Origin of the sequence: Pseudomonas sp. NBRC 111123, assembly GCF_001320205.1 — a bacterium.
In the GTDB taxonomy this organism is placed as follows: domain Bacteria; phylum Pseudomonadota; class Gammaproteobacteria; order Pseudomonadales; family Pseudomonadaceae; genus Aquipseudomonas; species Aquipseudomonas putida_J.
The window spans coordinates 75,661-88,100 of record NZ_BCAZ01000020.1; the positions used below are offsets into that span (position 1 = coordinate 75,661).

The following is a 12,440-nucleotide window of genomic DNA, read 5'->3' on the forward strand; positions in this document are numbered from 1 at the left end:
CACTTGGCCATGTTTTTGCTTTGCATGCTGCTCACACCCACCACTGCCGAGCAGCCCCATGTCCGAATCCCCTCCGCACCTGCGCCTGGAGCTGCGTGCCATCAGCAAGCGCTACCCGGGCACGCTGGCCAACGACCGCGTCGACCTGCGCATCGCCCCCGGTGAGATACATGCCCTGCTTGGCGAGAACGGCGCGGGCAAGAGCACCCTGATGAAGATCATCTATGGCGTCACCCGGCCAGACTCCGGCCAGCTGCTGTGGCAGGGCCGGCAGGTGCAGGTGGCTGATCCGGCCCAGGCACGCAGCTTGGGCATCGGCATGGTGTTCCAGCACTTTTCCCTGTTCGAGACCCTGACCGTGGCGCAGAACATTGCCCTGGCGCTGGGCCGCGAAGCGGGCTCGCCGAAGCAGCTGGCGCCGCGTATCCGCGAGGTGTCGCAGCGCTACGGCATGAGCCTGGAGCCGGAACGCCTGGTTCACAGCCTGTCGATCGGTGAGCGCCAGCGGGTGGAGATCGTGCGGTGCCTGATGCAGGACATCAAACTGCTGATCCTCGACGAACCGACTTCGGTGCTGACGCCCCAGGAGGTCGATCAATTGTTCGTCACCTTGCGCACGCTGGCCCACGAAGGCTGCAGCATCCTGTTCATCAGCCACAAGCTCAATGAAGTGCGCGCCCTGTGCCACAGCGCCACCGTGCTGCGCGCAGGCCGGGTTTCCGGCGCCTGCGTGCCGGCCGACTGCAGCGACCTGCAGCTGGCGCGGCTGATGGTCGGCGATGCCGAAGGGCTGGAAGCCCGCTACCCGAAACGCGCAGGCGGCCTGCCGCGGCTGCGGGTGGACGACCTGAGCTGGCGCAACCAGGACCCGTTCGGCACCTCCTTCGAGCACCTGCGCCTGGAGGTGCGCAGCGGCGAAATCGTCGGCATCGCCGGGGTCGCCGGCAACGGCCAGGACGAGCTGCTGGCCCTGCTCAGTGGCGAAACCCGCCTGCACGCCAGCGAGCGCGAGCGCATCAGCCTCGACAACCAGCCCATGGCCAACCTGTATCCGGATGCCCGTCGCGCCCTGGGCCTGGCGTTTGTCCCGGCAGAGCGCCTGGGCCACGGCGCCGTGCCGGACATGAGCCTGGCCGACAACGCCCTGCTCAGCGCCTTCCAGCAGGGCCTGGTCGAACGTGGGCTGATCCGCTCGGGCAAAGTACTGGCGCTGGCCGAACAGATCATCCAGCGTTTCTCGGTCAAAGCCTCGGGCACGCAGGCCACCGCGCGTAGCCTGTCTGGCGGCAACCTGCAGAAGTTCATCCTTGGCCGGGAAATCCTGCAGAGCCCCAGGCTGCTGGTTGCCGCCCACCCGACCTGGGGAGTCGATGTTGGCGCCGCTGCGGCGATCCACCGCGCACTGATTGCCCTGCGCGATGCCGGCGCGGCGATCCTGGTGATTTCCGAAGACCTCGATGAGCTGCTGCAGATCAGCGACCGCATCGGCGCCCTGTGCAGCGGGCGCCTGTCACCGCTCAAGGCCACCGCCGACACCCACAGCGTGGAGGTCGGCAGCTGGATGGCCGGCCAGTTCGACACCGCGCAAGCCGCCATCTGACGAGAGCCCACCATGTTGCTATCCCTCGAACCCCGTACCCAGCAGTCGCGCGCCATGCTGGTGCTGTCGCCGCTGCTTGCTGCCCTGCTGACCCTGGCCAGCGGAGCGATCCTGTTCGGCGCCCTGGGGCATGACCCGCTGCTGACCTTGCACACGTTGCTGATCGAACCGGTCAGCGACCTGTACGGCCTTAGCGAACTGCTGCTCAAAGCGCTGCCGATCCTGCTTTGCGCCCTGGGCCTGGCGGTGGCCTACCAGGCGCGCATCTGGAACATCGGCGCCGAGGGCCAGTTGCTGATCGGCGCCCTGGCCGGCAGCGCCCTGGCAATCCACATCATCGACTGGGAAAGCCGCTGGGCACTGCTCTGGGTGCTGCTGGCCGGCAGCCTTGCCGGTGCCCTCTGGGGGGCGCTGGCAGCGTGGCTGCGCACGCACTTCAATGCCAACGAGATCCTCACCACCATCATGCTCAACTACATCGCCCTGAACCTGCTGCTGTACTGCGTGCACGGCCCGCTGAAAGACCCCGAAGGCTTCAGCTTCCCGCAGTCGGCGATGTTCGGTGATGCCAGCCGCCTGCCGGCACTGTTCGAGGATGGCCGCGTGCATGTCGGCCTGTACTTCGTACTGCTGGCACTGGTGGCGGTGTGGGTGCTGCTGCACAAGAGCTTCCTGGGTTTCCAGATCAAGGTGCTTGGCCTCGATCAGCGCGCCGCCGGCTTCGTCGGCTTTCGCGAAAAGCGCCTGGTGTGGCTGGTGTTGCTGATCAGCGGTGGCCTGGCGGGCCTGGCCGGGGTCAGTGAAGTCAGCGGGCCGATCGGCCAGCTGGTGCCGCAGGTGTCGCCGGGCTACGGCTACGCCGCGATCACCGTGGCCTTCCTCGGCCGCCTCAATCCGCTTGGCATCCTCGTTGCCGGCCTGCTGATGGCTCTGCTCTACCTCGGCGGCGAGAACGCGCAGATGAGCCTCAATCTGCCGCAGGCGCTGACCGGGCTGTTCCAGGGGATGATGCTGTTCTACCTGCTCGCCTGCGACGTGCTGATCCTTTACCGGCCACGGCTCAGGCTCAACTGGCGGCGGCGCACGCCGCTGGCCGAAGCCGCCAGTGCCTGACCTCCGCTGACCTTTACCAGTGCCTGCCGCCATGGGTGCGCAGGCTGAGGCTTCGACTATGGATCTCGATCTGCTTGGCAACATCCTCTACGCCATGGTGCGCTGCGGCACCCCGCTGCTGCTGGTGGCCCTGGGCGAACTGGTGTGCGAGAAAAGCGGCGTGCTCAACCTCGGCCAGGAAGGCATGATGCTGTTCGGCGCGGTGGTGGGCTTCATCACCGCCTTCGCCACCGGCAGCCTGTGGCTCGGTGTGCTGATGGCATGCCTGGCAGGCATGCTGCTGGCGTCACTGTTCGCCGTGGTTGCCCTGGGCTGCCAGGCCAACCAGGTGGCGACCGGCCTGGCCTTGACCATCTTTGGCGTCGGCCTGTCGGCGTTCGTTGGCAGCGCCTGGGTCGGCAAGCCGCTGAGCGGTTTCGAAGCGCTGGCGATTCCGCTGCTGGCCGACCTGCCGATCATCGGCCACATGCTGTTCAACCAGGACCTGCTGGTCTACCTGTCCTTCGCCCTGTTCCTGCTGGTCGCCTGGGTGCTGCTGAAAAGCCGCGCCGGCCTGGTCCTGCAGGCCGTTGGCGAAAACCCCGACGCCGCCAGCGCCATGGGCCTGCCGGTGCTGCGCGTGCGCACGCTGGCGGTGCTGTTCGGCGGCGCCATGGCCGGCCTGGCCGGCGCCTACCTGTCGCTGGCCTACACGCCGATGTGGGCAGAGAACATGACTGCCGGCCGCGGCTGGATCGCCCTGGCGCTGGTGGTATTCGCCAGCTGGCGGGTACTGCGCGTGCTGCTCGGCGCCTACCTGTTCGGCCTGGCCAGCATCCTGCACCTGGTGGCCCAAGGCATCGGCGTGAGCTTCCCGGCCAACCTGCTGGCGATGCTGCCGTACGTGGCGACGATCCTGGTGCTGGTGGTGCTCTCGCGCGATGCACTCAAGACCCGGCTGTACGCCCCGGTATCGCTGGGCCAGCCCTGGAAAGCGGGACGCTGACGGCGCACCGGCAAACAACAGAACAACACAAGACCCACAGGAGTGAACCCTCGATGCATCTGAAGAAAAGCACCACACTGCTGCGCACCCTGGCCGCCGCCATCGGCCTCAGCACGGCGCTCTCTGCCACCGCAGCCGACCCGCTGAAGGTCGGCTTCGTCTACATCGGCCCGATCGGCGACCATGGCTGGACCTACCAGCACGAGCAGGGCCGCCAGGCGCTGATCAAACAGTTCGGCGACAAGGTCCAGACCAGCTTCGTCGAGAACGTGCCGGAAGGCGCCGACGCCGAGCGGGTCATCCGCAACATGGCCAAGGGTGGCTACGACCTGGTGTTCGCCACCTCGTTCGGCTACATGAACCCTACCGCCAAGGTGGCCAAACAGTTCCCCAAGGTCACCTTCGAACATGCCACCGGCTACAAGCAGGACAAGAACCTCGGCACTTACCTGGCGACCTCCTATGAGGGGCGCTACGTCGGCGGTTACCTCGCCGCGAAGATGACCAAGAGCAAGAAAGTCGGCTACGTCGCGTCCTTCCCGATCCCGGAAGTGCTGCGCGACATCAACGCCATCCAGCTGGCGCTGGACAAGTACAACCCTGGCACCGAGATCAAGGTGGTGTGGGTCAACTCTTGGTTTGACCCGGGCAAGGAAGCCGACGCTGCCAATGCCCTGATCGATCAGGGCGTCGACGTGCTGTTCCAGCACACCGACAGCCCGGCGCCGATCCAGACCGCCGAGCGCCGTGGCATCTACGCGGTGGGCTATGCCTCGGACATGGCCCACTTCGGGCCCAAGGCGGTGTTGACCTCCATCGTCAACAACTGGGCCCCGCATTACATCAAGAGCACCCAGGCGGTCATCGACGGTAACTGGAAGCCCCAGGACTACTGGGGTGGCCTGGCCGAAGGCACCGTCGAGCTGCCGATCAGCGACCTGGTGCCGGCTGACGTGAAAAGCGGCGCCGAGCAGATCATCGCCAGCATCAAGGACGGCTCGTTCCACCCCTTCACCGGGCCGATCCTCGACCAGGCCGGGGAGGTGAAGATTCCTGAGGGCGCGGTGGCCAGCAATGCCGAACTGGCGGGCATGAACTACTACGTCAAAGGCATCACCGCGCAACTGCCCAAGTAAGGTCCTGTAGGAGCGGCCTTGTGTCGCGAAAGGGCTGCAAAGCAGCCCCAGCAAGCCATGCATTTACGCTGCATTCATGGGGCCGCGTTGCGGCCCTTTCGCGACACAAGGCCGCTCCTACAAGTGCCAGCACAGGCCTGAAAATTTGATCACCGTCCTTGTTCCGGAGCCCTGATGAACACACTGCCAATCATCGACATCACCCCGCTCTACCAGCACGACCCCGCTGCCCGTCAGGCCGTGGCCCGGCAGATCGATGCCGCCTGCCGGCAATGGGGTTTCTACTACATCAAGGGGCACCCGATCCCGGCCGCGCGCATCGCTGAACTGAAAGCCGCCGCCGTAGACTTCTTTGCCCGCCCAACCGATGAAAAGCTGCGGATCGACATCACCCGCAGCGCCCACCATCGTGGCTATGGCGCCATCGCCACCGAGCAACTCGACCCTGAGCGGCCAAGCGACCTGAAGGAGACCTTCGACATGGGTTTCCACATGAGCGCCGAACACCCTGACGTGCTGGCAGGCAAACCGCTGCGCGGCCCCAACCGCCATCCGGCCATCGCTGGCTGGGAAGCACTGCTGCAACAGCACTACCAGGACATGCACGGGCTTTCCCTGACTCTGCTGCGGGCCATGGCCGAAGCACTGGGCATCGCGCAGGACTTTTTCGACCAGCGTTTCGCCGAACCGATCAGCGTGCTGCGCATGATCCACTACCCGCCACGCCAGGCCGCCAGCAGCGCCGACCAGCAAGGCGCCGGCGCGCACACCGACTACGGTTGCATCACCTTGCTGTATCAGGACAACGCCGGTGGGCTGCAAGTGCGCAGCCGCGACGGCCAGTGGATCGACGCGCCGCCCATCGAAGGCACCTACGTGGTCAACATCGGCGACATGATGGCGCGCTGGAGCAATGACCGTTACACCTCCACGCCGCACCGGGTCATCAGCCCGTTGGGCGTGGACCGCTACTCGATGCCGTTCTTCGCCGAGCCGCACCCGGACACCGAGATCAACTGCCTGCCCAACTGCTCCGGCCACGACAACCCGGCCAAGTACCCGCCGGTGTCGTGCAGCGCCTACATGCTGTCGCGTTTTGCCGAAACCTATGCATATCGCCGTGAGGCGGTTTGAACGCAGCGATCACATTTCGACCTGGGTACCCAGTTCGATCACCCGGTTCAACGGCAACTGGAAGTACTTGAGGTTGCTGTTGGCGTTTTTCAGCAGGAAGGCGAACAGGTGCTCGCGCCAGCGGGCCATGCCTTTCTGTTTACCGGCAATCACCGTCTCGCGGCTGAGGAAGTAGGTGGTGCGCATCGGGCCGAACTCAAGGTCGGCATGGGGGTAACGGCTCAGTGCCAGCGGCACGTTGGGCTCCTCCATGAAGCCGAAGTGCAGGCTCACACGGTAGAACCCGGCGCCGAAGGCCTCGACTTCGAAGCGCTTGCCGGCGGTGACCCGCGGCTCGTCCTCGAACACCACCGTGAGCAGCACCACCTGCTCATGCAGCACCTGGTTATGCAGCAGGTTGTGCAGCAACGCGTGGGGCACCGCCTCAGGGCGCGCAGAGAGAAACACGGCCGTGCCGCTGACGCGATGCGGCGGCTGCGCCTGCAGGCTGGCGATGAACAGGTCCAGCGGCAGTGAATGTTCGTCCAGCCGTTCGACGATGATCTTGCGCCCGCGCTTCCAGGTGGTCATCAACACGAACAACGCCACCCCGGCAATCACCGGGAAGGCACCGCCCTGGAGAATTTTCGGGGCGTTGGCGGCAAAGAACAGGCTGTCCACCAGCAGGAACGCCAGCAACATCGGCACCGCCAGCCAGCGTGGCGCCTTCCACAGCAACAGCACCACCGCCGAAGCCAGCAGCGTGGTGATCAGCATGGTGCCGGTCACCGCCACGCCATAGGCCGCCGCCAGTGCCCCGGACGACTCGAAGCCGACCACCAGCAGCACCACGCCGACCATCAGCGCCCAGTTGACCATGCCGACGTAGATCTGCCCCTGCTCCTCGCTAGAGGTGTGCTGGATGAACATGCGTGGCACATAGCCCAGCTGGATGGCCTGGCGGGTCATGGAGAACGCCCCGGAAATCACCGCCTGGGAGGCGATGATGGTGGCCAGCGTGGCCAGCGCGACCATGGGCAGCAAGGCCCAATCCGGCGCCAGCAGGTAGAACGGGTTGCGCACCGCCTCCGGGTTACCAAGGATCAACGCGCCCTGGCCGAAGTAGTTCAGCACCAACCCCGGCAGCACCAGCAGAAACCAGGCCCGGGCAATGGGTTTGCGGCCGAAGTGGCCCATGTCGGCGTACAGCGCTTCGGCACCGGTCAGCGCCAATACCACGGCGCCGAGAATGGCCACGCCCATGCCCGGGTGCAGGATGAAGAACGTCACCGCCCACACCGGGCTCAGTGCCTGCAGCACCTCCGGGTGCTGGACGATGCCGTGCACACCCAGCGCGCCGAGCACCACGAACCACAGCACCATGATCGGCCCGAACAGAATGCCGATGCGCGCAGTGCCGTGCTTCTGGATCAGGAACAGCGCCACCAGCACCACCACCGCCAGCGGCACGACCCAGTGTTCAATGCCGTCGAAGGCCAGTTGCAAGCCCTCCACCGCCGACAACACCGAGATGGCCGGGGTGATCATGCTGTCGCCATAAAACAGCGCAGCGCCGAACAGGCCGAGCAGCACCAGCACCCTGCCCAACCGCTTGTAAGGTGCTGCCGCGCGGTGCGCCAGCGCCGTCAGGGCCATGATGCCGCCCTCGCCCTGGTTGTCGGCGCGCAGGATGAACAGCACGTACTTGAGCGACACCACCCACAGCAGTGACCAGAACACCAGCGACAGCACGCCAAGCACACCGGCGCTGTTGGCCTGGACGCCGTAGTGCCCGGCGAACACTTCCTTGAGGGTGTACAACGGGCTGGTGCCGATGTCGCCATAGACCACGCCGACAGCGGCAACGAGCATGCCGACAGCGGTGGATTTACTGGGTTGGGGTGGGTTTGCTGCGACGGCGGACTGGCTCACGAAAGGCTTCTCTGGACTGGCGGTTGGAAATGCATGCCATCCCTGAGCATCGCGCGGTCAGTATCCTTGCAGCGCGTCAGGGCTGTCGTAAAAAGACCGTAAAAAAACAGGGGATTGTGTTGGGGCGTTTGGGCTTCGGGGTGTTTGCCTTGGGAGGTGCAGCGCCTATGAGATCGAGCGCCGCCCGCGCGGCGCATCGCGGATGAATCCGCTCCTACATTTGTTTCGGGCCAATTATTCCTGTGAGGTTAGCGCTGTCCGCCTCGGTGCATGACGGGAGACAGATGGGGCAGCGTCAATGCCCACAGAGATGTATCGCCATACCAACAAGGCGGTCCCTGTTGGCTTCACAGGAGTGACTGGCCCGAAACAAATGTAGGAGCGGATTCATCCGCGATGCGCCGCGCGGGCGGCGCTCGATCTCACAGGCGCTGCAAATCCCCCGGCAGGCACCCGGTGGCCTTCACGCAATCCCACGACAACCTGTATGGTTGTTGCTGACGAGTAAACCCCGGAGACCCCCATGTTCCGTGCCTTCGAACGCTGGCTCGACCCCTTCCCGCCCGACGAAGTACCACCGCCCCCAGTCGGCCTGCTGCGTTTTCTGTGGGCCTGCACCCGCGGCGCCCGCGGCTACATCCTGGCGCTGGCACTGTTCAGCGCCGGGGTGTCGATCTACGAAGCGTGGCTGTTTTCCTTCCTCGGCCAAGTGGTGGACCTGCTCTCCAACTGGCAGGCCGGCGGTGGTGTGAGCGCCGAAGAAAGCCGCGTTTTGTGGGGCGTGGGCCTGCTGCTGGTCGCCAGCATCGTGCTGGTTGGCCTGCGCACGCTGATGCAGCACCAGGTGCTGGCAATCAACCTGCCGCTGCGCCTGCGCTGGGACTTCCACCGGCTGATGCTGCGCCAGAGCCTGTCGTTCTTTTCCGACGAGTTTTCCGGCCGGGTCACTACCAAGGTGATGCAGACTGCACTGGCTGTGCGTGAAGTGCTGTTCACAGTGATCGAGATCGTCCCGGGCATCGGCGTGTACTTCATCGCCATCATCGCCCTGGCCGGCGGTTTCGCCGCCAGGCTGATGCTGCCGTTTATTGCCTGGCTCGCGTTGTTCGGCCTGGCCATGCTGTATTTCGTGCCGCGCCTGGGCAAGGTCGGCCAGGAACAGGCGCATGCGCGCTCGTCGATGACCGGGCGGGTTTCCGACGCCTACACCAACATCACCACCGTGAAGCTGTTTTCACACTCCAGACGCGAGGCGCACTTCGCCCGTGCGGCGATGGAAGACTTCAAGCAGACCGGCTTTCGCCAGATGCGCCTGGTAAGCCAGTTCGAGATCGTCAACCAGGCACTGGTGGTCGGGCTGATTTTCGGTGCTGGCGGCTACGCCCTGTGGCTGTGGCACCAGGGCCAGGTCGGTACCGGTGCGGTGGCCGCGATCACGGCCATGGCCCTGCGCATCAACGGCATGTCGCACTGGATCATGTGGCAGATGACCTCGCTGTTCGAAAACATCGGCACCGTGCAGGACGGCATGGCCACCCTCACCCGCGGGCCCAAGGTGCAGGACGCGCCGAATGCCGGCGTGCTGGAAACCCGCGGCGGTGCCGTGACCTTCGACAACGTCAGTTTCAACTACAACGGCGAGCGCCAGGTGCTCGATGGCCTGAGCCTGAATATCCGCCCTGGCGAAAAGGTCGGCCTGGTGGGCCGCTCCGGTGCGGGCAAGTCGACGCTGATCAACCTGTTGCTGCGTTTCTATGACGTGGACCGTGGCGAAATCCGCATCGATGGGCAGAACATCGCCCACGTCACCCAGGACAGCTTGCGCAGCGCCATCGGCATGGTCACCCAGGACACCTCGCTGCTGCACCGCTCGATCCGCGACAACATCGCCTACGGCCGCCCCGAGGCGAGCGAGGCGCAAATCCAGCGCGCCGCGGCCAACGCCCAGGCCGACGGCTTCATCCGCCAGCTCAGCGACCGTGATGGCCATAGCGGTTACGACACCCTGGTGGGCGAGCGCGGTATCAAGCTTTCGGGCGGCCAGCGGCAACGTATCGCCATCGCCCGGGTGATGCTCAAGAACGCCCCGATCCTGCTGCTGGACGAGGCCACCAGTGCGCTGGATTCGGAGGTGGAGGTGGCCATCCAGGAGAGCCTCGACGAGATGATGCAGGGCAAGACGGTAATCGCCATCGCCCACCGGCTCTCCACCATCGCCGCCATGGACCGGCTGATCGTGATGGATGAGGGGCGCATTATCGAGCAAGGTACCCACAGCGAACTGCTGGCGAAGAACGGTACCTATGCGCGGCTCTGGCAGCACCAGAGCGGCGGCTTCCTGGGTGAGGATCAGGGGGTGGCCGAGGCGCTGGAATAGCCCTCACGCCACCGCCATGACAGGCATGTCCGGTCGCCGAGCTGGTGCGCATTGCAGCATAGCTGTCGGGGCCCACTGCAAGTGTGCAGGGGGCCCCGGGTGAGGCATTCAGGTAATCTGTCTTACCAGTTCATGACCATGCTCCTCTCTGGTCAGGCGGGATGGGTGGCCGTTTTTCAGTTTTCACCGATGCAGTGGTCACCGAGGGTGCGGTAGTTCAGCACCTGGGTCTGCTCGTGCGAGTCGAGGTAGGTAAGCCGGGCATTGACCACTGCGCAGGTCGGCGTTGCATCCTGGCTGGTCGACAGCACTTTCTTGATGTCCAGCTGGGTGCCATAGGTGTAGTTGCGGACATTGTCGGCGGCTTCGGCACGGGCGGCCAGGGTGCAGACGTTCAAGGCGGCAAACAGGCAGGCGGCGTAGACGGCTTTGCGGTTCATGGTGATGCTCTCCGGGCTTCAATGGGTTTTGAACCGAGGCGTTACTGCTTCGCTTCGATGGAGCCCATTTAAAGCCCGCAACGTACCTGGCTTGTGTCACGATCCCTGCCGTATCAAATCACAACGTATCCGCAGCGCCGCTCGATACGCTGTGATACAAACTCGCGCCGCCTTCAGCGGGCGCTCTACCCGGCGCGTTCCATCGATCACACTGATGATTACTATCGAGCGGCTCGCCTGTCGACTCGCCCGTGCTGGCTTTTATAATCGCCTTCAATTTTCCCTCCCCCTCGCCTGCAACAGGCGACATCACCTTGGAATCAGGAACATGCCAAGCGTCAGTCAGGCCTCCCATGGCCTTCCCGAACATGATCAACAAAGCGTCAGACAGCAATGGCTGGCGATTCTTTCGGTCGCGGTGGGCGCCTTCGCCCTGGTCACCAGCGAATTTTTGCCGGTGGGCGTGCTCAACGATGTCGCCAGTGACCTGGGCATCAGCGCGGGCCATGCCGGGTTGATGGTGACCCTGCCCGGCATCATGGCTGCCCTCGCCGCGCCGCTGCTGTCGGTGGGTATCGGTGCCATGGACCGGCGCTTTTTGCTGATCGGCCTGACGCTGGTCATGATCATCGCCAACTCGGTGGTGGCCTACGCCAGCGACTTCAGCCTGCTGCTGTTCGGCCGCGTGCTGCTGGGCATCAGCATCGGCGGTTTCTGGGCCACCGCCATCGCCCTTAGCGGCCGCCTGGCACCCAAGGGTGTGAGCGTGGCCCGGGCCACGTCGATCATCATGGCCGGTGTGACCCTGGCGACGGTGCTGGGCGTGCCCGTGGGTACCTGGCTGAGCGGCCTTATGGGCTGGCGCATGACCTTCCTGGCCACCGCACTGCTCGGCGTGCCGGTACTGTTGGCGCAGCTGTTCTTGCTACCGCGGCTCAACCCGGACAAAGCCATTCACATCCGTGACCTGCCGGCGCTGTTCATCAACCCGCAAGCCCGGGTTGGCCTGATCGCCGTCCTGCTGATCGGCCTGGCGCACTTTGCCGCGTATACCTATGTCGCGCCGTTCTTCAAGCAGAGTTCCGGCTTCGATGGGCAGACCATTGGCTCGCTGTTGCTGCTCTACGGCGTGGCCGGGGTGGTCGGCAACCTGTTCGCCGGTTACGCCGCGAACCAGAGCGTGCGCCACACGCTGATGCTGGTGGCGGTGATGATCGGTGTCAGCACCGCCCTGTTCCCCTATTTCGCCACCGGCCTGACTGGCGCGGCAATGCTGATCGCGCTGTGGGGCTTCGCTTTTGGCGCGTTCCCGGCCTGCTCCAGCATCTGGATGTTCGTGGTGGCGCCCAAGGATGTGGAGCGCGGCATGCCGCTGTTCGTGGCGATGTTCCAGGTCATCATCGCGCTAGGCTCGTTCTTTGGCGGGCGCATCGTCGACCAGCTGGGCAGCTCGGTGCTGCTGAGCCTGGCCACTGCCCTGGTGGGTTGCGGTTTTGTCACGGTACTGGTGCTGGGGCGCAACGTCAGCAACAGCCTGGCGGCGCAAGCTGGCTGACGGGTAAGGGTACACGGGTGAAAGTCAGGGGCGTCGCGCGCGCCCTCTTCTGACCTCATACATATCTGGAAAGTGGTGGCCACGAAGTGCCCACGGCTGAACTGCCAGTAGCAAGACGATTGCACTTCACCCGTAGCTGCCATTGCGAAAGCGATAGACCTGCTCATTTTTTCAGACCTTGCGCGATCT

Annotated in this window: 9 protein-coding genes; 7 read left to right on the plus strand and 2 right to left on the minus strand. The window is 64.9% G+C overall.

Translation table 11 applies throughout. The features are described from left to right. The first annotated feature begins 58 nt into the window (after nt 1–58). From APH27_RS12725 to APH27_RS12745, 5 genes are all read left to right on the plus strand, one after another. Entirely contained in the window at nt 59–1,600 is a 1,542-nt protein-coding gene (locus tag APH27_RS12725; RefSeq protein WP_060484990.1) for an ABC transporter ATP-binding protein, read from the plus strand. 12 nt (nt 1,601–1,612) lie between these two features. After that, nucleotides 1,613–2,713, plus strand: a complete 1,101-nt coding sequence (locus APH27_RS12730; protein WP_060484991.1) for an ABC transporter permease — start codon at nt 1,613–1,615, stop codon at nt 2,711–2,713. 58 nt (nt 2,714–2,771) lie between these two features. Next, nucleotides 2,772–3,698 carry an ABC transporter permease gene (locus APH27_RS12735; RefSeq protein WP_027918819.1) on the plus strand — a complete coding sequence of 309 codons (927 nt, stop codon included), beginning with the start codon at nt 2,772–2,774 and terminating at the stop codon, nt 3,696–3,698. Nucleotides 3,699–3,751: 53 nt separating this feature from the next. Further along, nucleotides 3,752–4,834, plus strand: a complete 1,083-nt coding sequence (locus APH27_RS12740; protein ID WP_027918820.1) for a BMP family ABC transporter substrate-binding protein — start codon at nt 3,752–3,754, stop codon at nt 4,832–4,834. A 174-nt stretch (nt 4,835–5,008) separates the two neighbouring features. Beyond that, nucleotides 5,009–5,968, plus strand: a complete 960-nt coding sequence (locus APH27_RS12745; protein ID WP_060484992.1) for an isopenicillin N synthase family oxygenase — start codon at nt 5,009–5,011, stop codon at nt 5,966–5,968. A gap of 9 nt (nt 5,969–5,977) precedes the next feature. On the opposite strand, the gene APH27_RS12750 is transcribed toward APH27_RS12745, so the two are convergent. Further along, the gene (locus APH27_RS12750) at nt 5,978–7,819 is read right to left on the minus strand and encodes a potassium transporter Kup (RefSeq protein ID WP_060484993.1); all 1,842 of its coding nucleotides are present in this window, start codon (nt 7,817–7,819) and stop codon (nt 5,978–5,980) included. A gap of 583 nt (nt 7,820–8,402) precedes the next feature. On the opposite strand from APH27_RS12750, the gene APH27_RS12755 reads away from it, so the two are divergent. After that, entirely contained in the window at nt 8,403–10,256 is a 1,854-nt protein-coding gene (locus APH27_RS12755; RefSeq protein WP_060484994.1) for an ABC transporter ATP-binding protein, read from the plus strand. 176 nt (nt 10,257–10,432) lie between these two features. On the opposite strand, the gene APH27_RS12760 is transcribed toward APH27_RS12755, so the two are convergent. After that, nucleotides 10,433–10,696, minus strand: coding sequence for a DUF2790 domain-containing protein (locus tag APH27_RS12760; protein WP_027919285.1), 264 nt, complete (start codon nt 10,694–10,696; stop codon nt 10,433–10,435). 328 nt (nt 10,697–11,024) lie between these two features. Between APH27_RS12760 and APH27_RS12765 the strand changes: the two genes are divergently transcribed. Then, nucleotides 11,025–12,251 carry an MFS transporter gene (locus APH27_RS12765; RefSeq protein ID WP_060484995.1) on the plus strand — a complete coding sequence of 409 codons (1,227 nt, stop codon included), beginning with the start codon at nt 11,025–11,027 and terminating at the stop codon, nt 12,249–12,251. The last annotated feature ends 189 nt before the right edge of the window (nt 12,252–12,440 follow it).

Excerpts from the sequence above, each read along its gene's own strand:
- APH27_RS12750 (WP_060484993.1), bottom strand. The coding sequence starts at position 7,819 with ATGCTCGTTGCCGCTGTCGGCGTGGTCTATGGCGACATCGGCACCAGC.
- APH27_RS12740 (WP_027918820.1), top strand. The coding sequence starts at position 3,752 with ATGCATCTGAAGAAAAGCACCACACTGCTGCGCACCCTGGCCGCCGCC.
- APH27_RS12760 (WP_027919285.1), bottom strand. The coding sequence starts at position 10,696 with ATGAACCGCAAAGCCGTCTACGCCGCCTGCCTGTTTGCCGCCTTGAAC.
- APH27_RS12755 (WP_060484994.1), top strand. The coding sequence starts at position 8,403 with ATGTTCCGTGCCTTCGAACGCTGGCTCGACCCCTTCCCGCCCGACGAA.
- APH27_RS12730 (WP_060484991.1), top strand. The coding sequence starts at position 1,613 with ATGTTGCTATCCCTCGAACCCCGTACCCAGCAGTCGCGCGCCATGCTG.
- APH27_RS12745 (WP_060484992.1), top strand. The coding sequence starts at position 5,009 with ATGAACACACTGCCAATCATCGACATCACCCCGCTCTACCAGCACGAC.
- APH27_RS12735 (WP_027918819.1), top strand. The coding sequence starts at position 2,772 with ATGGATCTCGATCTGCTTGGCAACATCCTCTACGCCATGGTGCGCTGC.
- APH27_RS12765 (WP_060484995.1), top strand. The coding sequence starts at position 11,025 with ATGCCAAGCGTCAGTCAGGCCTCCCATGGCCTTCCCGAACATGATCAA.
- APH27_RS12725 (WP_060484990.1), top strand. The coding sequence starts at position 59 with ATGTCCGAATCCCCTCCGCACCTGCGCCTGGAGCTGCGTGCCATCAGC.